At 56.2% G+C, this 23430-nt stretch carries 27 protein-coding genes; 19 read left to right on the top strand and 8 right to left on the bottom strand.

The annotated features are described in order from the left end of the window. Positions 1-78: 78 nt before the first annotated feature. Positions 79-843 carry an SDR family NAD(P)-dependent oxidoreductase gene (locus tag QMZ18_RS31980; RefSeq protein ID WP_282610494.1) on the bottom strand — a complete coding sequence of 255 codons (765 nt, stop codon included), beginning with the start codon at positions 841-843 and terminating at the stop codon, positions 79-81. 263 nt (positions 844-1106) lie between these two features. Here QMZ18_RS31980 and QMZ18_RS31975 point away from each other — a divergent pair, with 263 nt between their 5' ends. Genes QMZ18_RS31975 through QMZ18_RS31965 form a run of 3 tightly spaced genes read left to right on the top strand, consistent with a single transcriptional unit; the run spans position 1107 to position 2256 of the window. Then, positions 1107-1271, top strand: a complete 165-nt coding sequence (locus QMZ18_RS31975; protein WP_282610493.1) for a hypothetical protein — start codon at positions 1107-1109, stop codon at positions 1269-1271. A 46-nt stretch (positions 1272-1317) separates the two neighbouring features. Beyond that, the gene (locus tag QMZ18_RS31970) at positions 1318-1716 is read left to right on the top strand and encodes a cytochrome c family protein (protein WP_282610492.1); all 399 of its coding nucleotides are present in this window, start codon (positions 1318-1320) and stop codon (positions 1714-1716) included. Between the two features lie 21 nt (positions 1717-1737). Next, the gene (locus QMZ18_RS31965; RefSeq protein WP_282610491.1) at positions 1738-2256 is read left to right on the top strand and encodes a hypothetical protein; all 519 of its coding nucleotides are present in this window, start codon (positions 1738-1740) and stop codon (positions 2254-2256) included. Here the strand turns inward: QMZ18_RS31965 and QMZ18_RS31960 are convergent. Continuing rightward, entirely contained in the window at positions 2218-2664 is a 447-nt protein-coding gene (locus QMZ18_RS31960; protein ID WP_282610490.1) for an Rrf2 family transcriptional regulator, read from the bottom strand. The genes QMZ18_RS31965 and QMZ18_RS31960 overlap by 39 nt on opposite strands. An 85-nt stretch (positions 2665-2749) precedes the next feature. Here QMZ18_RS31960 and QMZ18_RS31955 point away from each other — a divergent pair, with 85 nt between their 5' ends. The 5 genes from QMZ18_RS31955 to nirC are packed head-to-tail and all read left to right on the top strand — an operon-like array spanning position 2750 to position 6759. After that, positions 2750-3253 (top strand): hypothetical protein, encoded by a 504-nt coding sequence (locus tag QMZ18_RS31955; RefSeq protein ID WP_282610489.1) that lies wholly within the window; start codon positions 2750-2752, stop codon positions 3251-3253. Between the two features lie 11 nt (positions 3254-3264). Continuing rightward, positions 3265-4710, top strand: coding sequence for a cbb3-type cytochrome c oxidase subunit I (locus tag QMZ18_RS31950; RefSeq protein ID WP_282610488.1), 1446 nt, complete (start codon positions 3265-3267; stop codon positions 4708-4710). Continuing rightward, positions 4707-5348, top strand: a complete 642-nt coding sequence (locus QMZ18_RS31945) for an SCO family protein (protein WP_282610487.1) — start codon at positions 4707-4709, stop codon at positions 5346-5348. The genes QMZ18_RS31950 and QMZ18_RS31945 overlap by 4 nt, the downstream gene beginning before the upstream one ends. Next, the gene (locus QMZ18_RS31940) at positions 5345-5932 is read left to right on the top strand and encodes a hypothetical protein (protein WP_282610486.1); all 588 of its coding nucleotides are present in this window, start codon (positions 5345-5347) and stop codon (positions 5930-5932) included. Before QMZ18_RS31945 ends, QMZ18_RS31940 begins: the two co-directional genes overlap by 4 nt. Then, entirely contained in the window at positions 5929-6759 is an 831-nt protein-coding gene (nirC, locus tag QMZ18_RS31935) for a nitrite transporter NirC (RefSeq protein ID WP_282610485.1), read from the top strand. The genes QMZ18_RS31940 and nirC overlap by 4 nt, the downstream gene beginning before the upstream one ends. 42 nt (positions 6760-6801) lie before the next feature. Here nirC and QMZ18_RS31930 read toward each other — a convergent pair whose 3' ends face one another. The 3 genes from QMZ18_RS31930 to nthA are packed head-to-tail and all read right to left on the bottom strand — an operon-like array spanning position 6802 to position 8433. Then, entirely contained in the window at positions 6802-7131 is a 330-nt protein-coding gene (locus QMZ18_RS31930) for a nitrile hydratase accessory protein (RefSeq protein WP_282610540.1), read from the bottom strand. Then, the gene (nthB, locus tag QMZ18_RS31925; RefSeq protein WP_282610484.1) at positions 7121-7783 is read right to left on the bottom strand and encodes a nitrile hydratase subunit beta; all 663 of its coding nucleotides are present in this window, start codon (positions 7781-7783) and stop codon (positions 7121-7123) included. Before nthB ends, QMZ18_RS31930 begins: the two co-directional genes overlap by 11 nt. Before the next feature lie 2 nt (positions 7784-7785). Then, on the bottom strand, positions 7786-8433 hold the full coding sequence (nthA, locus tag QMZ18_RS31920) for a nitrile hydratase subunit alpha (RefSeq protein WP_282610483.1): 648 nt from the start codon (positions 8431-8433) through the stop codon (positions 7786-7788). Between the two features lie 340 nt (positions 8434-8773). Between nthA and QMZ18_RS31915 the strand changes: the two genes are divergently transcribed. Continuing rightward, positions 8774-9544: an isocitrate lyase/phosphoenolpyruvate mutase family protein gene (locus QMZ18_RS31915; protein ID WP_282610482.1), complete on the top strand. Its 771-nt coding sequence runs from the start codon at positions 8774-8776 to the stop codon at positions 9542-9544. An 82-nt stretch (positions 9545-9626) separates the two neighbouring features. Beyond that, entirely contained in the window at positions 9627-10901 is a 1275-nt protein-coding gene (locus QMZ18_RS31910) for an FAD-binding oxidoreductase (protein ID WP_282610481.1), read from the top strand. Positions 10902-11045: 144 nt separating this feature from the next. Here QMZ18_RS31910 and QMZ18_RS31905 read toward each other — a convergent pair whose 3' ends face one another. Further along, the gene (locus QMZ18_RS31905; RefSeq protein ID WP_282610480.1) at positions 11046-11882 is read right to left on the bottom strand and encodes a helix-turn-helix domain-containing protein; all 837 of its coding nucleotides are present in this window, start codon (positions 11880-11882) and stop codon (positions 11046-11048) included. Between the two features lie 97 nt (positions 11883-11979). On the opposite strand from QMZ18_RS31905, the gene QMZ18_RS31900 reads away from it, so the two are divergent. The 3 genes from QMZ18_RS31900 (at position 11980) to QMZ18_RS31890 (ending at position 15657) form a co-directional block, all read left to right on the top strand. Beyond that, the gene (locus QMZ18_RS31900; RefSeq protein WP_282610479.1) at positions 11980-13245 is read left to right on the top strand and encodes an MFS transporter; all 1266 of its coding nucleotides are present in this window, start codon (positions 11980-11982) and stop codon (positions 13243-13245) included. 162 nt (positions 13246-13407) lie between these two features. Continuing rightward, on the top strand, positions 13408-14187 hold the full coding sequence (locus tag QMZ18_RS31895; protein ID WP_282610478.1) for a hypothetical protein: 780 nt from the start codon (positions 13408-13410) through the stop codon (positions 14185-14187). Between the two features lie 78 nt (positions 14188-14265). Further along, on the top strand, positions 14266-15657 hold the full coding sequence (locus tag QMZ18_RS31890; RefSeq protein WP_282610477.1) for a hypothetical protein: 1392 nt from the start codon (positions 14266-14268) through the stop codon (positions 15655-15657). Positions 15658-15779: 122 nt separating this feature from the next. On the opposite strand, the gene QMZ18_RS31885 is transcribed toward QMZ18_RS31890, so the two are convergent. Next, positions 15780-16685, bottom strand: a complete 906-nt coding sequence (locus QMZ18_RS31885) for a LysR substrate-binding domain-containing protein (protein WP_282610476.1) — start codon at positions 16683-16685, stop codon at positions 15780-15782. A gap of 197 nt (positions 16686-16882) precedes the next feature. On the opposite strand from QMZ18_RS31885, the gene QMZ18_RS31880 reads away from it, so the two are divergent. Both QMZ18_RS31880 and QMZ18_RS31875 read left to right on the top strand, forming a co-directional pair. Next, a complete protein-coding gene (locus QMZ18_RS31880) occupies positions 16883-17794 on the top strand; it encodes a DMT family transporter (RefSeq protein ID WP_282610475.1) in 912 nt (303 codons plus the stop codon). 98 nt (positions 17795-17892) lie between these two features. Further along, a complete protein-coding gene (locus QMZ18_RS31875) occupies positions 17893-18582 on the top strand; it encodes an aspartate/glutamate racemase family protein (RefSeq protein ID WP_282610474.1) in 690 nt (229 codons plus the stop codon). A gap of 26 nt (positions 18583-18608) precedes the next feature. On the opposite strand, the gene QMZ18_RS31870 is transcribed toward QMZ18_RS31875, so the two are convergent. Then, a complete protein-coding gene (locus tag QMZ18_RS31870) occupies positions 18609-19292 on the bottom strand; it encodes a FadR/GntR family transcriptional regulator (protein ID WP_282610473.1) in 684 nt (227 codons plus the stop codon). Between the two features lie 218 nt (positions 19293-19510). On the opposite strand from QMZ18_RS31870, the gene QMZ18_RS31865 reads away from it, so the two are divergent. From QMZ18_RS31865 to QMZ18_RS31850, 4 genes are all read left to right on the top strand, one after another. Next, a complete protein-coding gene (locus tag QMZ18_RS31865; RefSeq protein WP_282610472.1) occupies positions 19511-20470 on the top strand; it encodes a fumarylacetoacetate hydrolase family protein in 960 nt (319 codons plus the stop codon). Positions 20471-20537: 67 nt separating this feature from the next. Next, complete coding sequence (locus tag QMZ18_RS31860; RefSeq protein ID WP_282610471.1) at positions 20538-21542, top strand: ABC transporter substrate-binding protein; 1005 nt, start codon at positions 20538-20540, stop codon at positions 21540-21542. A 177-nt stretch (positions 21543-21719) separates the two neighbouring features. Then, positions 21720-22541, top strand: a complete 822-nt coding sequence (locus QMZ18_RS31855; protein WP_282610470.1) for an ABC transporter permease — start codon at positions 21720-21722, stop codon at positions 22539-22541. Continuing rightward, entirely contained in the window at positions 22541-23350 is an 810-nt protein-coding gene (locus QMZ18_RS31850; protein WP_282610469.1) for an ABC transporter ATP-binding protein, read from the top strand. The genes QMZ18_RS31855 and QMZ18_RS31850 overlap by 1 nt, the downstream gene beginning before the upstream one ends. Positions 23351-23430: the final 80 nt, after the last annotated feature.

Below are 23430 nucleotides of genomic sequence, written 5' to 3'. Positions count from 1 at the left end.
CTACCCGACGTTGTTGTCCCTCGGCTTGGATGGAAATATCGGCGCCCGCCAGTTCCATGTCCCGCTGCGTATCGGCCGCTAATCGATCAACCCGACTCTTCTTCGTCCTTCGTCGTTCTTGATTGAAAAATCCGTTCCCGCGAACTCCGCTGCATCTTCGGTGCAAAGCCAGGCAATGGCACGGGCGGGCCAGTCGGCAGGGATGTGCACCGACGGATCCAACTGGCTGACCGGATTGATGCCCGAACTTTTGATTGAGATCTGCATATCGGTTGCCACCGTGCCTGGGCTAAGGCCCACGACACGGATGCCGTGGTTTCGATATTCCTTGTCGGCGCATCGGGTCAACGAGAAGACTGCCGCCTTGGTCGCACAATAGTGGCTCCATCCTTCCAGGGCGCCTGTGGCGGCGCCGGAACTGATGTTGACGATTACACCTGAACCTTGCTCCTGCATGACCGGAATGGCCGCCCGCAGCCCGTGATAAACACCTTTGAGGTTGATATCGACCACTTTGTCCCAGTGGTCGGGATCAGAGTCGGCGAGGCGGGCAATGGGGTCGATCACACCCGCATTATTTACCAGGATGTCGACAGACCCAAAGTCGCGCTGACAGGTCTCGATGACCTTCGCCAGGTCTCTGTAGTGACTGACGTCGCAGACTACACTCTCGGCCCTGCCTCCTTGATCACGGATCTCTTCAGCGATCGCATTGATTTCGCCATGAGAGCGTGCGGCCAGAACGACCGAAGCACCTTGTGTCGCGAGTTCACGCGCTGCTGCTGCGCCAATGCCACGGCTCGCACCGGTGATGATTGCGGCCTTTCCTGTGAGGTCTGTCATCTGTTGTCTTTCTCTATCTGTTGGGTTTTGGCAACGGACTGATCGTAGAGGCCCCTAGAATATTGCCGGTCGCAGCAGGAATAAACCGCAGGAGCAGCAATGGCGTCGTGCAAAGGCTGCACGAGTGAAAATTCAGTGTCTCTGACGCGGCGCTATCTAATGAGACCGGTGTACTTTTCTGAATTCCGTTGTTGCATCCAGGCGTGCTCTCGATTAAACAGGTATTTAATATACCTATTTAATCGAGAGTCGGAGTTCAAGCCATGTCCGTGTTTCGTTGGATTCTCATAGCTTTTCTCATGCCGGGTGATCTCGTGATTAAACGAGTCGGCATCAGCATCGAGGAGGACGGCGGGATCCTGCGCTCCTTCGTCAACATGTGTTTTTGGGGCCTGGTAACCGTGCTTGTGGCCCTTTTTATAATTTGAACGCCACGAATTCGATTTGAACGGCAATTCGGGAGAGAGAAGACGAATGCAAGGAAATTTGGTGCTCTTGGGTATGTTTGTTGCCGCGATTACGGTTGCGCAACCCGCCGTCGCGGGTGATCAGAAATTGGGGGAGAAGGTCTTCCGGAAGTGTAAGTCTTGTCATTTGGTTGGTGAAGGCGCGAAGCACAAAATCGGGCCTCAGCTCAATGGTCTATTTGGCCGGGCGGCCGGATCGATCGACGGATACAAATTCTCGAAGGCCATGCTTGCCAAGAGCGGTGATGGCTTGGTCTGGACAGACGAAACTCTGGCGGCCTTTCTGACTGCGCCGAAGAAATATGTGCCGGGTACCAAAATGGCCTTTCCGGGTCTCAAAAAACCGGCGGACATCGAAAATCTCAATGCCTACTTGCGGAATTTCCCCGAAATCGGATCGAATTGAACGTGGCGGAATCTGACGACCATGAATGTAGCCTCTGACACTGCGCGCAGGGTGGCGACGCTTATTGCGTCCGTCTGGTGCGGATTGATTCTCGGCGTGTCCTTTATTGCGACGCCGGTCAAGTTCACTGCTCCCCTAATTAACTTCAAGGAAGCGCTTGATTTGGGCCGCGTGACTTTCGGACTGTTTGGTCCAGTCGAGGTTGCGATGTCGATCCTGCTTCTGGGGGCAGTGCTTTTGGCTTCTCGCGGAAGATCTTTGGGACTGTTGCCGGTTATTGCGGGTTTATGCCTGGCAATAACCTTGGGTGAGAATTTCCTGCTGAGGCCATTGCTCGACGAGCGGCTCCTTGCGGTACTGGCCGATCGGCCTCTTCCCGAATCCCGGATGCATCTTCTGTACGTTCTTTCTCAGGCCGTGAAGCTGCCGATGCTCCTGGCTCTGGCGGTCGTGGCGGGACGCAGGACTGGGGAGGCTTTTGCCAGCGGCTTACACCATTCCTTAGGGCCGGGTATCCAGCAGCTGCAGAAGCTTGGCTAAGCCCTTTCGCTTGGTGATGGCGTCGGCGAGTGTATAGCGGTCCAAGGTATCAAAGAAGGCGTCGCGGGCTTCGTCCAGAATAGCGGCCAGTCCGCAGGATCCTTCAATTGCGCAACTGCCTTTGCCGCTGCGCATGCATTCGACCAGTCCTGTACCGGTTTCCGCCCGACCGATCACTTCGCCGATCTTGATTTGATCGGGTTGGCGGGCAAGGCGCAGGCCACCGCCTTTGCCCCTTGTGGCCGCGACGTAACCCTGTCGCACCAGCCATTTTGAGGCTTTGGCAACATGGTGAACGGAAATGCCATAGCGTTCGGCGATCTCACGTGAGCTCGCCTGCTGTCCATCGCTGACAGCAAGAAAGATCAGGATTCTGAGACAGTAATCCGAGAAAGTCGTGATCTGCATCACGCATTCTTGACAGATTGCGATTGACAGATCAATTGTGTCGCTAAAAATAGGTATATAAAATACCTAAAAAAAGGAGAGAGATATGCAGACCCTAGTTCTGGCTGTCACCCTGGCGTTGATGATCCTGCTCGCCTTCGTATTTTATCGTGTCGTTCGCGCGACCAATGCGGACAGACAACTTGGTGACACCAATAGTCGGCGCAGCCAGCTTATATGGGTCATGCTGGCTGTTGGTTTACTGGTTACAGTGGCCTCCCTGCGTGAATGGCCCCATGCCCTGGCTTCCGGCGATGCCGCGATTCAGGTCAATGCAACCGGCGGACAGTGGTATTGGGAAATCGATAGGTCGGAGCTTCCGGCAGGAAAACCGATTGTCTTTAATCTCCATACCGAAGATGTGAACCACGGGTTCGGCGTTGTCGATTCCGAAGGTCGCCTGCTGTTTCAGACTCAGGCCATGCCGGGCTACGTCAATCAAGTGGAATACGTTTTCGATACACCGGGTGACTACCGCGTGCTCTGCATGGAGTTCTGCGGCGTCGGCCATCACGACATGCTCGACGAATTCACCGTCGTTGCGAACTAAGGGAGGCTGACATGTCCGAAGCGGAAATCAAACCCCACGCCGGCGCCGTTAAGTTCACCATGCTGCTGTCAGGTCTGGTCTTTGTCCTGATGATGGCGCTCGGCTTGATCATGCGCGCGGCGCAAGGCGAATTTATCGAGCTGGATCCCGCACTGTTCTATCAGATCCTGACCGCGCACGGGGCCGGGATGGTGGGTGTTGCCGGTCTCTCAGGTGCCGCCATCATGTGGTATTTCGTAGGCCGCTACGTCCAATTAAGCGCGGCGATGTACTGGGCCTTCCTCGGCTTGTTTCTGCTGGGGGTGGTGCTGATTCTCAGCGCGATTTTTCTCGGCGAATTCGGGGGTGCGTGGACCTTTCTCTTCCCTTTGCCTGCCATCGCGGGCGGCGCCTGGGAACCCTGGGCTGCAGCGACCTTTATCTTAGGTTATGTCTCTATCGGCGTTGGCTTTCTGCTGTACTATCTCGCGATTGGCTATCCCGTTATTAAACGCTACGGCGGGCTCGCCCGTGCGCTTGGATGGCATGTCGTCTTTGCTGGTGCCGACCCGGCGGACGGACCGCCGCCCACCATTATCGCCGCGGCCGCCGTCACCGTGTTCAACACCCTGGGAACCGTCGTGGGTGCCGCCGTGCTGGTTGCCAGCCTGGTGCATCTGCTGGTGCCGGGCTTTGCGGTCGACGCTCTCCTGGCGAAGAACGCGATCTATTTCTTCGGCCACGTCTTCATCAACGCCTCAATCTACATGGCGGTGATTGCGGTCTATGAGATCGTACCGGAGTACACAGGACGACCCTGGAAGTCTTCCCGGCCGTTTATCATTGCCTGGAGCGCTATCCTGCTCTTCGTCATGGCGGTCTATCCGCATCACCTGCAGCAGGATGTGGTTATGCCGGGGTGGATACTGGTGATGGGGCAGGTGGTGTCCTACTTGAATGGCGTGCCGCTGCTTGCGGTTACGGCATTCTCGCTCGGCGTCTATCTTCACGGCTCGAAAGCGCGGTGGGATCTTGGCCTATCCCTGCTTGTGCTGGGTGTTGGCGGTTGGTCGATCGGCGCGATCCCGGCGATCATCGACGGGATGCTTGTGGTTAATAAAGTGATGCACAACACCCAATGGGTTCCCGGGCATTTTCACATCTATCTGTTGCTCGGTGAGGTCGCCATGAGCTTCGGATTCATGGCCTGGCTGGTCCGTAAGGGGCAGGCGTCGGAAGCAGGAATGTCCACGCTGGACAAGGCCACTTTTGGCACTTATCTGGTCGGGGCTGCCGGCTTTACAATGGTGTTCCTGATCTCCGGCGCCCTGTCAGTACCCCGCCGTTGGGCCGTGCATCTGCCTGGGTGGATCCTGCAGGACCGGATCGGTACCCTTTTCGCCGCACTGGTGGTGCTGTCGACCCTGGCACTGGTGCTGAAGTATGCGGTTGGGCTGGGCCGAGGCCAGAGGTCATGAGTGCCCAGTCATCCATCTACCGCTGGTTTCCGAGTCTCGGCGTCCTCGTTTTGGGCGTCGGCACTCTCTGGGCAGCCACCGATGGGTTTCGGGCGCTGACCGAGGAAAGCGCCCGCCGCCTGCAGGTTGCCGAGTCCCGACCGCAAGTGCCTTCTCTGTTGCTCGAGGATATGAACGGCCGGATACTGGGTTTGACCCATGGGGCGTTCGCTGACAAGGCCGGCGAGGAACGGCAGATTACCCTGGTGGAGTTCATCTACACCAGTTGCCCAACCATTTGTCAGACCGCTGGAAGCGACTATGCGCAGCTGCGGGACCGTCTGAAGCAATCCGGCTTGGGAGACCGGGTGCGCCTGCTTTCGGTCAGCTTCGATCCTGAGCAGGACGGCCCGGAAGAGCTGCGCGGATATGCCGAGGCGCATGGAGCGGATGGTGTTCTTTGGAACATTGCGCGGGTCGGCGTACAGGATTTGGAGCTGATGAAACGCAGCTTCGGTTTACGGGTGATCCCCGACGTCTGGGGCGGATACGAGCACAACGCTGCAATGCATTTGATCGATCCGTCGGGACGTTTCTCCGCCGTCTTCGACATCGATGACGTTGAGGGCGCCTATCGCGCGCTGGAGGAGAGGTTGTGACGCGTACGCTCTTCGCCGTCCTGTCCGCTGTCCTGTTCTCCGGCTGCGTGGTTTTCCGCGGAGAACTTGAGGCGGACCCGGTTACGCATATGTTGCTGCAACTGCCCGCGCTTGCGCTTGCGGGCGTGTTGCTGCTGCTCGCAACCGACCTGCGGTTTGTGAAACTACCTGCTTACTTTGCCAATGCGATCACGCTAGTGGCGGTCTTCGCTGTCTTTTTCTGGATGCTGCCGCGCTATATCGATGCTTCTTTGATCAACCCGTTCGTCGAGTTCGCGAAGTTTTTGACCCTGCCAACGCTGGTTGGGGCCTCACTTGCGCTGGCTTGGCGTCAGGCGCACCCTTTTTTGCGGGGGTTCCTGAAAGCGAATGCCATTTCCATGCTGGGTGTTCTGGGCTTTCTCTACATTCATGCACCCTTGAGAATCTGCAATTCCTACTTGGTCTCCGACCAGCAACGCCTGGGCTATGGTTTTCTCATTGCTGCGATTGCCGTGAGCCTCGCTTGGACGTTTCCGTTGTTTTTCCCATCCCCCAGCGAAACGGGCGCTTCTCAGTCAAAAACGAATAAGGTGACGGTATGACGCTTGGTGACTCCGTTTCGGCCTTCGGCAAACTATCCGTTGCCAAGACCGAATTTCTCGCCAGGAATCCGCTTGGCTTCTGGGTTGCGGCTATGATGGCCGGCGCGTACGTCGGCATGGGCATCCTGCTGATATTTTCAGTCGGGCAGAACGCCGATCCTGCCCTGCGCAATCTGATCATGGGGGTAAGTTTCGGCATCGCCTTAACGCTGGTGGTCTTTGCCGGTTCCGAGCTCTTCACCGGTTACACCATGTACATGGCGATCGGGAGGCTGACCGGCAGAATCAGAACTGTTCAGGTGTTGCGCGCCTGGGCAGCGACCTGGTTCGGAAACCTTGGCGGTTCAGTTCTCCTGGGAGCGCTTTTTGTTGCAGGGGGCGGTGGAGTCGTTTTGCAGGCGGGAGGACAGGATCTTCTTCATGCCGTGGCCGCCAAGAAAATGACGGCGCCCGCGTTCGAGCTTTTTGTTCGCGCCATGCTGTGTAATTGGCTGGTTTGCCTGGCAATCTGGGGCGCGTCGCGCACTCAGAACGACGCCGCCAAGTGCCTGATCATCTTTTGGTGCCTCTTTGCTTTCATCGCGGCAGGGTTCGAGCACTCGGTGGCCAATATGACGGTCTTTAGCGTCGCGCTGCTGTCGGAACATCCCGACAAAGTCTCGCTCTTCGGGGCCGGACGCAATCTGCTTTGGGTGACCCTCGGTAACACTGCCTCGGGCGCACTTTTTATGGGCTACGGTTACTGGCTGGCGGCCGGACGTCCGGTCGCCAAAAGCACCGCCGGAACTGATGAGGGGCGCGCTGCCATCACTGCAAACGAGTCATAAGCGGGGAATGTAGGCGGCCCATCAAGAGTGCGACCAAGTTCTCTATTCGGGTTTGCCGGTTTTCAGCTTCACTGGCTTGCCGTGCGGAGTGGTTTCGTAGGCATCGCGCCAAGCCTCTACGGTATGGTTGATTTCCTGCTCTTTGACGGCGAGCACGCTTTCCAGCGCATCTGTAATGGCCGCAAAGTAACTATCAGTCGTATCGGGCGCTCCTGATGCCAGGCGCGTTTTGATCGCATTGCCAAGCGCTGCCGCCCAGTCGCCAGGTGTAATCCGGCCGCTTTCGATAAGGACTTGCGACATGGCATAGGCCTGTGCGTGCCAAGGTTCGTCGAAGGCGGGTTGCTGCCGGTCGCCGAGTTCACTCATCATTTTCAAGATGGCTTTCCCAGAGGTCGAGATAAACCTGATCCGTCGAGCCCTCTCGCTCGGGAAACAAGTCGCTCAACTTGAAGGCCACGCTGTAAAGCGGCTCCGACCGCTCTTCGTTATGGGCCGATGCATCGGCTAGCAGATGGGCGCCACGATAATCGGCAATCTTACCGAGGTGACCGCGTACATAAGCCGGCAACCGGCAGTGTCCCACCGGCGTAATCAGGCGTGCGCGTGCCGTATCGCCAACTTCAAATTTTGGTTTTGCATCGTAGGGGCGCTCAAAACTGGCGCCGCCATTTTTTGCGCCGTCAACCGCATCGGCTGCCATAGGTTCGGGCAGCCCTTCAGGGCTTGTTCCATCGGATTCACCTGACGCGAGTTCGGCCACAGTAAGAACGCCGGATCCGACGAACATGCAGGCGTAGACCTTGTACCACTGGTCGAAATAGGGCCGCGTCAGATAGAGCACCGGGTCTTCGAGCTCGCGCGTATGCCGGAATTTATCCACGTTCCAATCAGACGGACGGGCCATGGAACGCACAATACCAAACATCCGGCCTTCCCATGGAGCGTGGAACGGCGGCTCGTCGCTGGTGATGCCAATCGGACCGAAGCCAAGCTTGCCGCCGACGTCATGAATGCCGTCCATGATTATGCTCCGCCGGTTTCGATCGGAAGATCGCGTTGCGTCCCGATCATACTGTTTCGGCTGACCAAAGCTGCGAGCGCCTGTTCATCCATATCTTCGCTTCCCTCCGGTCTTTGCGGCAGTACGAAGTAGCGCAATTCCGCGGTGCTGTCCCAAACATCGACCCGCACCGTTTCGGGGATCGAGACCTCGAACTCGGCCAGGACACCGCGCGGGTCCCGCACTGCTCGGGAGCGGTAGGCTTCGAGCTTGTACCAGGCCGGCTGAATACCCAGCAGGCGGTGGGGGTAACAGGAGCAGAGCGTGCAGACCACCAGGTTGTGCACGCTCTCGGTGTTTTCGACGACTTTCAGGTGATTGGGTGCCCAACCCTGAATGCCCAGCTCACCGATTGCGGTCGCGCCATCCGCCAGGAGCCGCTCGCGAAAACCGTCATCGCACCAAGCGCGCGCCACCACGGCCGCACCGACCTTCGGTCCGATCTCGTCGCTGTAGACCTCTACCCAGGCATCGACCGCGGCGCTGTCCAACAGGCCTTTCTCGACCAACAGTGTTTCCAGCGCCTTAACCCGCAAAGCAGGCTCCGAAGGCACGTGAGAATGGATCAGAGGATGGAGGTGTTCGGCGTCCTTGGCGTTGTATTCGGTCATGTAAACTACCTGGTTCTTTCTGATCTTAGTGCAAAATACTTCCTGTCGCGGATCGTCTGATCCCACCTCCCACAGTAGCACAGCGCAGCCTCGGAACCAGGAGGTCATGCGCATTCCTAACAAAAGATTGAAGCTGCAATAGCCTATGCCGGTTGTCGTAGAATTTGAACAGCGGTGTTGCGGCTTCTCAATGGACTTGGCCTCTTTCGGACCTCATAGTCTGTCCTGTCTGGTGCTTGTCGCGTCCCGCTGGTAATTCAGAGCCGAGATCCGAAATTCAACAGACCTACGCGATCGCACTACAGTTTTCGCCAATACCAGCATTCCTGAGGAAATTCCTATGACCCAAGCAGTTAAAGCTCGCCAATTTTACGACCTGCATGTGCCGGGAACTCCGTTAGTGCTTTACAATATCTGGGATGCCGGTAGTGCCAAAGCCATTGCAGAGGCCGGCGCGAAGGCGATTGCGACGGGAAGCTGGTCGGTCGCTGCTGCCCATGGCTATCAGGACGGCCAGAAAATCCCGATTGAGCTTCTCCTGCAGATAACTGCCCGGATCGTGGCGACAAGCGATCTGCCCGTAACTGTGGACTTTGAAGGCGGGTACGCCGAGGCGCCTGATGAGGTTGCTGCAAACGTCTCCCGGATGATCGGGACCGGTGCAGTCGGTATTAACTTCGAAGATCAGATCGTCGGCGGGGCCGGTTTCCACTCTCTGGACGCGCAAAGCAAGAGAATTGCGGCGATCCGACAGGCAGCAGAAGAATCGGATATTCCGTTTTTCATAAATGCCAGAACCGACCTTTTTCTCAAGGAAAGGGATCGTAGTGCGCATGGTGGTCTGGTGTCGGAAGCTACGGAACGGGCTGGGGCCTACGCGGAAGCCGGGGCGAGTGGCTTCTTCATTCCAGGTCTGGTGGCGCCGGAGCTCATTGGTGCGATCTGTGAAGCAACGAGCCTGCCCGTCAACGCCATGATGATGGACGGCGCGCCTTCAATCGACAAACTGGCGTCACTTGGCGTTGGGCGTATCAGCTACGGGCCAAGGCCGTATTTTACGGCGATGGCAGATCTTGCAGATCGTTTCACGAAAGCCGCCGGCGGGTCATGAGGTGACAACGAGTTGCCTCTGTTTGCCAGTCACCGGCATATCGTGATCTTCTAGCCGCAAAGACAATGTTGGAACGCGGCGGATGATTTCGGATAACACAAATACCCACGGGCTTTGGGCGGCGACTGCTCCTGCGGCACCTCCTTGTCCGGCCCTGGACAGCGATGAAGACTGTGATGTCGCTGTGGTCGGCGCTGGCTACACGGGTATGTCGGCGGCGCTTCATCTCGCGGAAGCGGGAAAGAACGTGCGGGTGCTCGACAGTCACGAACCGGGCTGGGGCTGCTCCGGGCGAAACGGCGGGCAGATCAACCCGGGCTGGAAACTTGATCTCGATGAGATCGCACGACATTACGGCGATGCCTGGAAAGATCGGGCGATCGGTGTTGCGAAGGAAGCTTGCGGCACCGTCTTCGAATTGATCGATCGCCACAAGATTGACTGCCAGGCGGTTCGCTCTGGCTATGTCCAAGGTGGTGTGGGGAAGCGGGGGCTTCGCCAACTCCAACAGCGTTGTGAGCTGTGGCAGAGCGTCGGAAAGGACGCCCGGCTGTTGAATGCGCGGGAATCCGCTGACTTGCTCGGCACCGAAGCTTATGACGCCTGCATGCAGCATCCGGATGGCGGTAATCTGCAGCCGCTTTCCTATGCCCGAGGCTTGACCCTCGCTGCCCAGTCGGCGGGTACTTTGGTACATGGGAATTCGGCAGCGATTTCTATCGAACCGATGGGCCAGGATTGGCGTGTCCGCACCACAAATGGGACGCTGACAGCACGCCATGTGGTTATCGGCACAAACGGTTACACCGACAATCTCTGGCCGGGCCTCAAGAAAGCTGTCGTGCCCGTCGCCAGTGTGCTCACGGCAACCGAACCGCTCTCCGACAACCTGCGCGAATCGATCCTGCCCGCTTTACATTCCGTATCCGAGACCATTCGCATTCAGGTCTATTATCGACTGGATAATGAAGGTCGATTTGTCATTGGTGGTGCGGGGCCGGTCTGGCAGGCGGCGGAGCAGGGGTCGACGGCGGCTTGCCGCGCCATGGCCGAGCGGTATTTTCCGGCCCTTAAAGGCGTAAAGTGGATTTACGACTGGGCCGGATATCCCGCCATGACTTGGGACAAGGCGCCAAAACTCATGCAGCTTGCCCCAGGTGTCCTCGCCGGAATGGGCTATAACGGCCGCGGCATCGCCATGGCTACCATGATGGGCAAGCAACTGGCGCGGGAGATCACAGGCGAGGGCGCAGATCTGCCGGTCACGGCCCTTTATCAGACGCCGTTTCACGCCCTTCATAAGTTCGGTATTTTCGCGACCGTAACGAAAGGCCGTGTGATGGATAGGTTTGATTGAGTCAAATCCGGCTTGGCCTCCCTAAATTATCGAGTCAAAGAAAGTTAAGTTTTTTCAATTGGTTGATTTTGACTATGTCGCGAATCTGCCGAGAATTGCTTTGCTCAGTTACGGCGCTTCTAAAGTGAATTTACGGTCAAAAATTTACTCGACCTGTATTTTCGACGGCGGTGATCCCATGACTTTGTTGAAGGCGGCGGAGAAGGCGCTTGCACTGCGGTAACCGTGCTTCTCCGCCACACGTGATACCGGCTCACCGTGTGACAGTGCCTCCATGGCGCTTTGAAAACGAATACGCTGGCGCCAGAGGTTGAAGGTCATTCCCAGGTCACTCTCGAACAACCTGGCGAGGGTGCGGGGCGAGGCTCCGACCACCTCGGACCAGCCTATAAGGGTTCTGTTGTCCGAAGGATCCGCGAGGAGCCTGGCGCAAAGCTTTTGCAGTCTTTGGTCCTTCGGCAGCGGAACGTGAAGCGATAGTTGGCGTGCCCGAAGCATTTCCAGTTCGATAAGTCGGGCGATGAGGCCGCCGCGGCTGTCAGAACCGTACACGACCGGTTCCTCGCTCAGCGCAAGGATGAGTTCTCTTAGCAGGTTGGAAACTGCAACGACACAAAGGGTGTCGGGACGCTCACGGACGGCCGCCACGTCGATGTACAGGGTACGCATATCGACGTTGCCGTGCATGCTGACGGAATGACGTGTTCCGGCGGGTATGTAAACTGCCCGGTCAGGGGGCACGATCCATGCTTCGCGCTCGGTTCTCAAACGCATTATGCCGGCCGTTGCATAAAGCAATTGATCACGGTCATGATCGTGGGGCCTGACGACATATCCATCGTCAAAGCTCTTTGACATTGCCCCAATGGCTTGCGGCAGGTCTTGAAACTCAAGCGGGTCGGTGCTGCGGTCTTTATGGATCGGAATTCTCCGATTGAATTCGAAGTTCTGGCAGAATTTCGATGAATGTTGGCATGACATCACTTTTCTGCCAAGGGTAACTTACGGACCGGCAATGCTTCGCATAAGAACACGCCTCGTCTGTGAAGGCGCTCAACTCGCTGGGATTTTCTATGCAATGAACAAAAACGGTCTGCTTTTTCTTCTTCTTAACATCGGGCATTTCCTCGACCATTTGTTCACGTTGATCTTTGCGACTGTCGCGGCCCTGGTGTTGCACCGTGAATGGGGTGTCGGTTATGCAGAACTCCTCGCCTATGCGACACCCGGCTTTTTCGCCTTTGGTTTCTTTGCGCTCCCTGCCGGGTGGCTTGCAGATAAATGGAGCCGCGATGGCATGATGTGCGTCTTCTTTATCGGCATCGGCCTTGCGTCGATCGTCACCGGCTTTGCCGAAACCGCCCTGCAGATGGGCGTTGGTCTCTTCGTGATTGGCATGTTTGCCGCCATATACCACCCGGTGGGCCTGGCTATTGTCACCATGAAGTGGCGCAATACCGGAATGCGGATTGCCATAAACGGTGTCTGGGGAAATCTCGGTGTCGCTTGCGCCGCACTTATCACCGGATATCTGATCGATAACGGCGGCTGGCGTATGGCATTCATTCTGCCCGGCTGTTTCTCCATCCTGATGGGCGTGGCCTACACCGGGCTGGTCCGGTCGATTACTCAGAGCAATCAGGCGGTACCTAAGGCCGGATCAACCAATAAGGAATCAAATTTATCGGTCTCGTACAGGACACTGTTGATGCGTGTCTCGGCGATCGTTTTTCTCACGACGGCCGTCTCTTCCGTTATCTTCCAGTCGACCACATTTGCTCTGCCGAAGATTTTCGATGAACGGCTCCAAGGCCTCGCAGCGCAGCTGTCGGAATCAATGCTGGGCTCGGCGATATCCGGTCAGGGAGAGATCGCGACCGTTGTCGGTTCGCTCGCTTTTGTGGTTTTTGCAGTCGCTTCCCTGGCACAGCTCCTAGTCGGCAGTATGCTTGATCGTTTCGGACCGCGCCGCGTGTTCATGGTCGTGGCGACCATACAGTTGATTTTCTTTTCCCTCATGCCTGGGCTCAACGACGGGGCTGCGCTCGCGGTGGCGTTCGGCTTTATGCTCGGCGCTTTCGGGCAAATTCCGATAAACGATTTCATGATCGGCAAGATGGCCAGCGGTGCTCATCGGGCTCGTATCTACGGTGTTCGCTATGTCGTCGCCTTTTCCGTCCTGGCGATGACGCTGCCCTTGATCGCTGTTGTCTACGAAAGATGGGGTTTCGATACACTGTTTCATATTCTCGCGGGTGCGGCTTTCGTTGTTCTGATTGCCGTCGCGGCCCTTCCAAGGAAGCTTCCGGCAGCGGTGGGTCCGGCGGCGGTCGTGGCAGATTAGCGGTGCAGAACAGTCAAGCAGAGCGATCATGATGAGCAATTAAGGCCTTTTGGACATCGAGAATTACTTCCGGTGCGACCCGGTCACTGTGTTCCCATAGCGAACGGCTGAGTTTCGAATAATTGTATCTATACAAACATTTCTGATATACTCGCACCAGTTATGGATAAAACAGCGCAAATAACTGCTGTGGTTCCCGATGAGCAGCATCAGAATCAAGCCGGCTCTTCCGTGCTTGAAAGAGAAAACTGGTCGAAGAAGCTGTTGCCCCTGATGGGCTGGATGTTGATCGGTCTGACTCTCTTCTTCTTCATCGCGAGTGCTATCCAGCTTGCCTATCTGCATGTAGAAATCGGAAAGGCGCCTCAGCCTGACCTCGAAATGCCGATGGCCTTGCTGCAGGGTTCCGGGGATGAAGAGGCGGGCAACGGTGAACGTCAGAATGCCGCGATTGCCGTTCTGTCGGCGCTTGAACTCAGCGCCATGAGATTTCGCTACCACCAGGCCAATGTGGCTCTCCTCTCGAGAGTGTGGACCCGTTATCTGGGATTCGTGACCGGCATGGTGCTGGCAATGGTCGGCGCCGCCTTTGTACTCGGCCGTCTTCAAGACCAGGGTTCAGAGGCCACGGCAAAATCATCTGCCGGCAGTTTTACCTTCAAGACGGCGTCGCCTGGCCTCATCATGGCGACGCTCGGCGTGGCCATGATGATCACGACCATCACCACTCATCACGAGATCGCCGTCACCGATCAGGCGATCTTTGTCGGGGGGCTGAGGATGAGTGGCGGCGGCAATGAGGGAATTGCCAAACCACTGTCGCTTCGCAATGGCTCCGGCAGCATGGAAGCACCATCTGAATCGGCAGGCGTGCCATCCAATCCTGAACTTGATGACCTGTTCGGTGGAAATGGTGGTAACGGCGCTGGCGTGACCCGATAACACCCAAGTATTGGGAGGGACCCTGCAATGATGTTGTCCCAGTTTAAATTGATGACCGTAGTGTCAAGGGTTGTCATTTTGTTAGTTATCAGTGCATCGGCTGCCGGCTCCGCGCGGGCCGATGAACTGGAACGCGTGCGTACAGCCTGGCGCATGGCCGAAACTGAGGAAGACTACTTCCAAGCGGCCAAAGATCTGAAAATCTATCGGGAAGGACGTTTCGCAAAGACGCCGGAGGTCGATTACATGATTGCGTCGGCCCTCTGCCGCGTTCCGGACTTCGTGTCCGCCGGCCGGAGGCATTTCAACTGGATTCTCAACTCCTATCAGGTCGGCGACAGTTACGACACGATCCTTCGGGAAATGGACCGCTGCGGTCGATCGGATATACCTACCGACGTCTCCTTTAACGTGCAGTTCGGCCAGGGCGGCGCAGGCAAATCCGAAGTCCGCTTAAAGCTCTACTACTGGCTGGGGCGTGAAAACGCGGCGATCAACACCGAGCCGATAGAAATCGTCGACCCCAGATCACCCGAGGAACTACTTGGCAGGCTGTACGTGGCTGCCAGCGCTGACAGGGCCAGAGAGGCAGCTGAAGAACGTCTGACTGTGCGAGCCCAGGTGATTTCCACGAGCTCGTTCGTTGTGGCAGACACAGGCGATCATTCGCGGGGAGAACTTGAGCGGGTCGGACAAAAGCTCGAAAAGTTCCTTGCATTTTTTCGTGACGCCTACCGCCTGCGCGCACCAGAACACCTGATAACCGTCTATCTAGTTCCGAGTGTCGACGAGCTAGCGGCAGTTGCTGAAGAGCTTCATGGCTTGAGGATACCGGCGCAATCAATCGGATATTCGTTTAAGGACGATCTCAGTATTCTCGGCGTGGTTCGGGACGCAAGGATGGGGACGCTGGCACACGAGCTCTTCCACATGATGGTGCGGGATCAGTACGGTGATCTTCCACCCTGGCTGGATGAGGGAACTGCGGCACTCTATGAGGTTTCCAATACGGCAGACAAGTACCTGCCCGATCGACCGGCCGATATAGGTAGTCAGGGGGCGCCGATAGTGGGTGGAGAGCTTGCGGTGCGTGGGAGAGAGAACTGGCGTAGCTGCGTTTTAAGAAAGTTCTGGATTGAACGTTTTGGATCGGAGATCGAACTACCGTCTCTCCGCACTCTGGTCACGATGGATTGGCGCGCCTTCAACAGTTTAGAAGGAGGTGAACTGGTGGCGCAGCAGGCTGTCAATCACGCCACGGCACGCTATTTCATCCTGTTCCTTCAAGACGAGACCGATAAATTGTTCAGTGTTTTTGAGTCTTTTGCGAAACGTGATCCCTTCGAGATAGCTGCAACACCTGACGACGACACGCTGTCGCGTCTACAGGCCGAACTTGGCGACCTGGACCTGTTGAACACCAGATTCCAGGCTTGGCTGGAGCAGGTCATCAGCGAACGCAACTGCTGACTGCAGGGGCTGATTGAATGCGCCGTGGGTATGGTTGAACAGGTGACCCAATTTTAAGTAGTCGTCCGCATCAGCAACCGGGTGACCTGCCTCGACTAAACAGTTGCAACATGAGATAGCGCTCACGACGAGAATTCGGCTTTCAACCAATCCAATAATACAGTCGCGTTCTTTCTCATCAGCCAACCATCTGGGTGATAGACGGAAAGACTATCCGGAAGCTGCAACTGCTCCTTGAATGGCCGGACAACTGCACCGCTATGCAGCAGCTGTTCGGTGGTCCGGCGCCAGGCAAGAGCGATGCCGTGGCCTTCGAGAACCGATTGCATCATCATGGGATAGCTATCGTAGACCATCCCGTTATGCCCGACCCGAATATCGAGTTTCAGCTGCTCCAGCCAGCCATCCCAGTCGATCCAATCTTGAGGATCTATCTTATGGTGAAGGAGGCGATGTTGGGTCAGTTGACCAATCGAATGAGGCCCGCTGTCGTCCCCGAGGTATTTTGGGCTGCAGATCGGAAAGACTTCGTCTGAAACGCTGAAGGCCAGCTTTGCGTTTCCGCTATCCCGGCCAGTGGTCTGCAGGGCCAGATCGAAGCGTTCCTGCGTCTCGGTGATCGGCTTGGTGGAGACAGATACTCTTACTTCGATGTTTGGATGCTGCTGGTAGAACTTGGATAGTCTTGGCATCAGCCAGTAGAGGCCCTCGCAGAGCTGCGCATGCAGGACAATCTCGCCCTCCGTGTGCGTCTGGCGCAAGCTTTGCGAAAAGGTTCCTATCGATTCGAAGGCCGCAGACACAATGCGCTCGAGATCGCGGCCGTCCTCATTCAAATGAATTGCCCGGTTGCGCCGCTCGAACAACCGCGTCCCGAGGTTTTCTTCGAGGGACCGTATCTGTTTGCTGATTGCGGCCTGGGTGAGCCCAAGCTCCGCACCGGCTTTCGTGATGCTGCCTAGTCTTGCCGTTGCCTCGAAGGGCAAAAGGCTCGTTAGCGGCGGGAGCATTTTTCTCAATTTGTTCATGTGGCAATCCGCGAAGATGACGCATTGGTTTGCATCTTGATGCTGATCCCTGTGTTCTAAGTTGACCCCGTTTAGTCGAATCCTCCATTTAAATGCATATCTAAAAGTTATGAATCTGACATAAAAAGTCAATTTTTATAATAAATGGGCAGGAATATCATTAATTGGTGGTTATTTAAAAAATCTGGTGACTCCCAATGTCCGCTCACACAGAACTCCGGCACGACAACATCAAGCTTGCCGTTACCGTCATCGTCTTGACAGTGCTGGCGCTCTCCCTCGGTGATGCCGTAATCAAGAAAGCCAGCGCGAACATGGTGCTCTGGCAGATATTCGTACTTCGGTCGTTGCTTGCGATCCCGCTTTTGCTTCTGCTTATGCGCACGCGCTTCGCATCGGTTCCCTTGAGGTTGCGCGCGTCAGGTTGGACCGCTGTGCGAAGCCTGATGCTCACGCTCATGTGGGTGGCCTACTATGCTTCGCTGCCTCATCTGCAGCTCTCGATCGCCGCCGCTGCCTATTACACTCTGCCGATCTTCATCACGCTGTTTTCTGCGTTCTTCGTCGGAGAGAAGGTTCGGGCGCTGGGGTGGTTCGCGATTGTTTTAGGCTTTTGCGGCGTGACGCTTATTCTCAAGCCGGCGGCGGACGACTTTAATCTCTATGCCTTGATGCCGCTGATGTCGGCCATGCTCTATGCGCTTGCGATGATTCTGACGAGAACTAAATGTCGGGATGAGCACCCGCTGATGTTGTCTGCTGCGCTCAACGTGACATTCATCGCCGTCGGATTGGCTGCCACCCTCTTGATCGAAGTCGTGAACCCTCTAGAGGCTTCGTCGTCTTTTCTCTTGGCTGGCTGGGCACCAATGGCGACGAACGAATTCGTGGCGATCATTCTTCTCGCAATCGCGATTTTAGTGGGCAGTATCGGCACTGCCGTTGCTTATCAGGCTGGGCCGTCGTCCGTCGTTGCCACCTTCGACTTTGCCTATGTCGGGTTTGCGGTGATCTGGGGCTTTATTTTCTTTGGTGAAGTGCCAGACGCGGTAACCGTTTGCGGTTTGATTATAATCGTGATTTCAGGCGTTATCGCGGTTCGGCGGTAAACATGTTCTGACCGCCTGTTGCCGCCAGCCAAAATCGCATTGTACTTAATCTGCTCCGCGATAATCTGTAGCAAGATAACAATGAGAGATAAGTGTATATGACCCAGCACATCGGCATCGTCGGTTGCTCCGCTGAGGGCGCCTCGCTCTGTTACCGCACCATTTGTGCCGAGGGTGAAAGGTTGCTCGGGCCACACGCCCATCCCGAAGTATCCATGCATACACCGTCTCTAGCGGATTATGTCGTTCGCCTGGATCAGGGCGACATTGAGGGTGTCGGAGAACTGATGTTGGCTTCCGCGCAGAAGCTGGAGAAGGCTGGGGCGGATTTCCTGATCTGCCCCGACAATACGATCCATCAGGCCTTTGATTACGTCGCTCCGCGGTCCCCGTTGCCATGGCTGCATATTGCCGAGGTCGTCGCAGGGGAGGCGGTCAATCGGGGGTATCGGCGGCTGGCGCTCACCGGAACGAAATGGCTGGTCGAGAGCGAGGTCTATCCCGCAAAGCTATCCGGCCGCGGGCTCTCATTCGAACGACCCTCTGCCGCCGAGAGACTGGAAATCAACCGCATCATCATGGACGAACTGGTGAAGGGTGTTTGCAAACCGGAGGCGATTGCCTGCTTTCAGCAAGTCATCGGGCGGCTGGGGGAGGGTGGTTGTGACGCGGTGGTTCTGGGGTGTACCGAAATCCCACTGATCATTGACGATGCGAATTCTCCGCTTCCCACGCTAGATTCGACGCGTTTGCTTGCGCGTGCCGCGCTTCGTCATGCGCTGAAGTAGCGGGTGAGGCCGGAGTTGGGCTTCTCTCAGGAATCCAATGAAGAGAAGGTTCTGTCGCGAACCGATCTGAGATGGGTCCGCATGCATTCGGCTGCCAACTCCGGATCGCGTGCAGCGATCGCCTCATAAATTGCGTCGTGCTCATCAAAGCTGCGATGGTCGGCTGGCGGCAGTTTTGTCGAGCGCAATTGTCCCCAGACCGTTGAGCGCCGCACAATGTTCAGCGTATCGAACAGGCTGATCAGAAGTCTGTTGCACGTTGCCGATGCAATCGCCTGATGAAAATTATTGTCCCAGGCCTCATAGACGCGCCATTCCTTTGCCGCCCGGCATCGCCGGTTGCACCGGCGGATTTCGGCAAAATTTGACGCGGTGCTATGCAGTGACGCCAGTTTTGCGAGTTGAGGCTCAACTGCCATGCGCGCTTCCATCACTTCCGTCGGGCGGGACTGTTCGCTCAAGTACTCGACATCGCTGAGATTGAGGACCGGCCGCGGGCCAATGAAAGTTCCGCGTCCGACATGGCGCCAGATCTGGCCTTCAGACTCGAGCTGCGCGAGTGCCTTGCGTAATTTGCCGCGCGAAAGATTTAGCTCGCTGCACAATTGGCGTTCTGCCGGCAAGCGGCCGTTCAGCGCAAGTTTCTGTTCGGACAGATAGTTTCTGAGCGAAACAAGGGCAGTTTGAGCGTCACCTGCGTTATCAACCATTGCGAACCATTTTGCATATTGGGTTAAAAAAGGGGGTTCTCTTGGAACGAAGCTTCATATCTAATTTATAAAAATGGCAGGTAACAAGCCAAATAATAACACAATGAGGTTACACCAAAATCAAGATTGGTTTTGGGGGTCACGGTCGAGTTTGAAGTCCTGAACGGCGCCGGTTGCAGTTTTTCCAGTTGATGCGGTTATCCAGTGGGAGACACCTCATGCGATTTGTAACCTATCGATCCGGCAATGAGCCACGCCCGGCCCTGGAGGTTGATGGCGGGACTCTCTTGGATTTGGCAACCGCGTTTTCGCGCGCCAAAGCAAGCGGATCTGTCAAAGACACCTTGGAGGTTCCGAAAGACATCACCGGTATTATCGCCGGTGGTCCGGCATTGGCCGACGCCTGTCGGACCATTTTGCGTGAGGCTCAAGCTGGTGTGTTGTCTGAAGCCCAAATGCCGATCGGTAGTGTAAGTCTGATGGCGCCTATCCCGCGGCCTGCAAAAAACGTTTTTTGCGTCGGCAGCAATTACCGTGCTCATGTCACGGAGTCGAGCCGGGCGCAGAAAAAGGAAGACAAGGTTCCGAAGCGTCCGGTCTTCTTTACAAAACCTCCGACAGCCGTCGTTGGACCGGGCGATGCGATACGTCTCGATCCGGCCGTCTCCGACAAAATGGACTATGAGGTTGAGTTGGGCGTTGTGATCGGCAAACCCGGCCGTAACATCAAGGCGGCGGACGTCCTGGATCATATTTTTGGGTTCACCATTATCAATGACGTTACGGCGCGCGACCTTCAACGCGCGCACGGCGGTCAGTTTTTGAAAGGCAAGGGCCTGGATACCTGCTGCCCGATGGGGCCACAGATTGTCACGCTCGATGAATTGCCGAACTTCGAAAATCTGCGCATCAGCATAAAGGTTAACGGCGAGCTGCGTCAGGACGGCAGTACCGGAGATCTGATTTTTCCGATCGCTCATCTGCTGGAGCAGCTTTCCGAGGGTTTGACGCTCGAGTCCGGTGATCTTCTGGCGACAGGGACCCCCTCGGGCGTCGGCTATGCCATGGACCCTCCACAGTTCTTGAAAAACGGCGATATCCTCACCTGCGAAATCGAAGGCATTGGTCAGTTGACGAATAGCGTTCGTGATGTCTCCAAGGAGGGTCTCGCTGCCTGACTGTCTCAAAGATCTCCGGACAAAATAATCCGTAAAGGATTACGCAAAACAAACCTGGGAGGAAACAATGCAGAGCTTTGCCAAAGTGAAACGTGCCGGCACCGCGGTAGCGGTGGCGTTGGTTATGGGGTTTACGGCTGTACCTGCAATGGCACAGGACAAAGGCACAATGCGGGTCGCCTTCGGTGACGTTCCCGGCGGTGAAATGGTCAACTTCATGATCGCTGTGGCTCGCGCAGCGGAACGCGGCGTCTCGGTTGAGACATCGTATTTGCAGTCCGAAGATCTAGCGGCCCAGGCGATCGTCAGCGGCCAGGCCGATATCGGCGTCGGCACTCCCTACGCTTTGATCCAGAAGGTCAAAGCACCTATCCGGATGTTCTATCAACTTTCTATGTTGCGTTTCTATCCGGTCGTGAACGGCGAGAAGTACAAAAGCTGGAAGGATCTCGACGGTGCCGATGTCGCGGTGCATGGCCGGGGTTCGGGAACCGAGGCGATTATGCAATTGATGGCCAAGGAAAACGGCGTCTCCTATAACTCCGTAAGCTATGTTCCCGGTTCCGGTGTTCGTGCCGGCGCCTTATTGCAGGATCGCATAACCGCATCGATCGTGGACTACGAGCGCAGCCGACTGTTGGAACGTGAAGCCCCCGGAAAGTTCGTTTTTCTACCGCTACCGGACATCAAGGCAACGGATGAAGCGCTCTATGCCAACAAGAACTGGCTGGAAAGTGAAAAGGAAGCCGTCGCTATCCTGGTTGAGGAGTTGATCAAGACCTGGCGGGAGATCAATGACGATCCTGCTTCTATCGAAGCGCTTCGGGCCAAATATAATGTTCTGCCTGATATCGAGAAAATCGAGGTCGACGAGCTCGTGCCGTCGTTTACACAAGGCGTCGAGATCGATCTTTATCCGGACAATGGTGGCAGCGCCGATTCCGTTAAAGAAGACTTCGCTTTCTTTACGACTTCCGGGTCACTGGACGGTAATGCGGAAGAACTCAAGGTCGAAGACTACTGGTACCTCGACCCGGTGGATGCAGCGCTGGCAAAGCTGGGCAAAAAGTAATCCGCGCCCCGGGGATCCATCGCCCAGAGCGCATTGTAGCGTCGAGGCCGATTAACGATCACTACAGACTCGGTGAACCTGGATCAGGCTCTAGGTGAACAGGAAAATCCATCTGCGTTCGCGCCATTTACTGCATAGCGCGAACGCTGGACTCTACGACCCGATGTAAGGGAAATAATGTCGAGCGCCACTTCGTCAACGCAGGCTGGAGCCGATAGGCCGGGGAAAAAGAATCTGCTCTTTGGCCTGTCGAATACGCTTGTCTATCGATTGTTGTCGATCGTAGCCGTGTTTGGCATCTGGGAGATCGCGGGCAGAATTCCAATCAGTGTCGCCTTCCCAACCTTCGGCGAGACCATGCAGGCCCTATTCGAGATGACCTTGGATGGACGCATGGTCCATGCTTACGGTGAAACGCTCAAGCCGCTTGCGACCGGGGTGATCATATCGGGAGTGTTTGGCGTCGTTATCGGCGTTGGAATGGGGCTTAACCGGCTGTTCCAATGGATGTGGGAACCGATCTTCATTGTGCTTCAGGCCTCTCCGGTCGCTGCGCTGATCCCGCTGATAACCTATGCCTATGGGATCGGGCTCACCGCGAAAACAGTTGCGGTCATCATGCTGGCCGCCCCCATCATTGTCCTCAACACCTATAAGGCGGTTCGAAACGCCAGCCCGAGTCTCATACAGATGAGTCGTTCCTTTCAAGGGACGCGGATGCAGGAAATCTGGAAGGTGATCATCCCAAGCGCTGCACCCATAATCTTTGCTGGTCTCAGACTGGGTGTCGCTGCGGGTTTTATCGGTGTCATCCTCGCCGAGCTTCTGATCACGCCGACCGGTCTTGGCGATTTGATCTCCTATCACCGTTCAATCGCGGAATACCCTCAGATGTACGCAGCGGTGTTTTCGATCATTGTCTTTTCCGCTGTCATGGTTGGGTTTCTCGAAAACGTTGAAGTCAAATACTTCCGGCCCGAAAAGAAGAAAGGTCTGTAATGGCAAGTGCAGCTGCAGCACCGGCATACAAAGGGACGACCGAAACCTCAAAAGACAACATTGTCGAGGTGCGCAATATCTCAAAGACCTACGGGACGGATATCCACGCGCTCGATGCTATTAACCTGGCTTTTCCGACCGGCCAGATGACGACCCTGCTGGGGCCCAGCGGTTGCGGTAAGACAACATTGCTTAAAATTATCGCCGGGCTTCTGGAGCCAAGCGACGGCCAGGTTTTCGTGCATGGCAGGCCGGTCACCGGTCCAGGACCGGAACGCGCGTTCGTGTTTCAGGATTTTGCCTTGCTGCCCTGGGCTACGGTTTTGCGCAACGTCGGCTTCGGCTTGGAACTGACAAAACACCCAAAGTCCGAGCGCGAGGAAAAGGCGCGACATTATATCAACGAAGTAGGCCTGGCCGGTTTCGAGGACAAGTATCCCCACGAACTGTCGGGTGGCATGCGTCAGCGCGTCGGCCTGGCACGGGCCATGGCGGTCGACGCGGATGTGCTGCTGATGGATGAGCCCTTTTCGGCGGTCGATGAACAAACGCGCCGCAAGTTTCAGGAAGACCTCCTGCATCTTCTCTCGGTCGAGCGAAAAACAGTCATCTTCGTTACGCATTCGATCGAGGAGGCGGTTTACGTCTCCGATCAAATCGTCCTCTTATCGCCGCGTCCGGGACGTATCCACGCCACGATCCGTCCTGATATCAGCCGCGACATCAGCCCGGACGACATACGGCGTAACAAGACCTATCTCGATACCGTCGAAGAGATCTGGACCGACCTGCGCAAATACCTGGATTGAGGGCAGCTGGATGAGTATTTACGGTTTTCGCATCCCGCCGGTTTTTTCATTGCTGATCTGGATTGCGATTTGGGAAGTTG

This window comes from Pelagibius sp. Alg239-R121, from assembly GCF_947331435.1.
GTDB lineage: Bacteria > Pseudomonadota > Alphaproteobacteria > Kiloniellales > Kiloniellaceae > Denitrobaculum.
This window is presented reverse-complemented; position numbering and strand designations above follow the sequence as displayed.

Bases quoted from the DNA above. Each gene is read 5' to 3' on its own strand.
- QMZ18_RS31980 (WP_282610494.1), bottom strand. From the start codon at position 843: ATGACAGACCTCACAGGAAAGGCCGCAATCATCACCGGTGCGAGCCGT.
- QMZ18_RS31975 (WP_282610493.1), top strand. From the start codon at position 1,107: ATGTCCGTGTTTCGTTGGATTCTCATAGCTTTTCTCATGCCGGGTGAT.
- QMZ18_RS31970 (WP_282610492.1), top strand. From the start codon at position 1,318: ATGCAAGGAAATTTGGTGCTCTTGGGTATGTTTGTTGCCGCGATTACG.
- QMZ18_RS31965 (WP_282610491.1), top strand. From the start codon at position 1,738: ATGAATGTAGCCTCTGACACTGCGCGCAGGGTGGCGACGCTTATTGCG.
- QMZ18_RS31960 (WP_282610490.1), bottom strand. From the start codon at position 2,664: ATGCAGATCACGACTTTCTCGGATTACTGTCTCAGAATCCTGATCTTT.
- QMZ18_RS31955 (WP_282610489.1), top strand. From the start codon at position 2,750: ATGCAGACCCTAGTTCTGGCTGTCACCCTGGCGTTGATGATCCTGCTC.
- QMZ18_RS31950 (WP_282610488.1), top strand. From the start codon at position 3,265: ATGTCCGAAGCGGAAATCAAACCCCACGCCGGCGCCGTTAAGTTCACC.
- QMZ18_RS31945 (WP_282610487.1), top strand. From the start codon at position 4,707: ATGAGTGCCCAGTCATCCATCTACCGCTGGTTTCCGAGTCTCGGCGTC.
- nirC (WP_282610485.1), top strand. From the start codon at position 5,929: ATGACGCTTGGTGACTCCGTTTCGGCCTTCGGCAAACTATCCGTTGCC.
- QMZ18_RS31930 (WP_282610540.1), bottom strand. From the start codon at position 7,131: ATGATGAGTGAACTCGGCGACCGGCAGCAACCCGCCTTCGACGAACCT.
- nthB (WP_282610484.1), bottom strand. From the start codon at position 7,783: ATGGACGGCATTCATGACGTCGGCGGCAAGCTTGGCTTCGGTCCGATT.
- nthA (WP_282610483.1), bottom strand. From the start codon at position 8,433: ATGACCGAATACAACGCCAAGGACGCCGAACACCTCCATCCTCTGATC.
- QMZ18_RS31915 (WP_282610482.1), top strand. From the start codon at position 8,774: ATGACCCAAGCAGTTAAAGCTCGCCAATTTTACGACCTGCATGTGCCG.
- QMZ18_RS31910 (WP_282610481.1), top strand. From the start codon at position 9,627: ATGATTTCGGATAACACAAATACCCACGGGCTTTGGGCGGCGACTGCT.
- QMZ18_RS31905 (WP_282610480.1), bottom strand. From the start codon at position 11,882: ATGTCATGCCAACATTCATCGAAATTCTGCCAGAACTTCGAATTCAAT.
- QMZ18_RS31900 (WP_282610479.1), top strand. From the start codon at position 11,980: ATGAACAAAAACGGTCTGCTTTTTCTTCTTCTTAACATCGGGCATTTC.
- QMZ18_RS31895 (WP_282610478.1), top strand. From the start codon at position 13,408: ATGGATAAAACAGCGCAAATAACTGCTGTGGTTCCCGATGAGCAGCAT.
- QMZ18_RS31885 (WP_282610476.1), bottom strand. From the start codon at position 16,685: ATGAACAAATTGAGAAAAATGCTCCCGCCGCTAACGAGCCTTTTGCCC.
- QMZ18_RS31880 (WP_282610475.1), top strand. From the start codon at position 16,883: ATGTCCGCTCACACAGAACTCCGGCACGACAACATCAAGCTTGCCGTT.
- QMZ18_RS31875 (WP_282610474.1), top strand. From the start codon at position 17,893: ATGACCCAGCACATCGGCATCGTCGGTTGCTCCGCTGAGGGCGCCTCG.
- QMZ18_RS31870 (WP_282610473.1), bottom strand. From the start codon at position 19,292: ATGGTTGATAACGCAGGTGACGCTCAAACTGCCCTTGTTTCGCTCAGA.
- QMZ18_RS31865 (WP_282610472.1), top strand. From the start codon at position 19,511: ATGCGATTTGTAACCTATCGATCCGGCAATGAGCCACGCCCGGCCCTG.
- QMZ18_RS31860 (WP_282610471.1), top strand. From the start codon at position 20,538: ATGCAGAGCTTTGCCAAAGTGAAACGTGCCGGCACCGCGGTAGCGGTG.
- QMZ18_RS31855 (WP_282610470.1), top strand. From the start codon at position 21,720: ATGTCGAGCGCCACTTCGTCAACGCAGGCTGGAGCCGATAGGCCGGGG.
- QMZ18_RS31850 (WP_282610469.1), top strand. From the start codon at position 22,541: ATGGCAAGTGCAGCTGCAGCACCGGCATACAAAGGGACGACCGAAACC.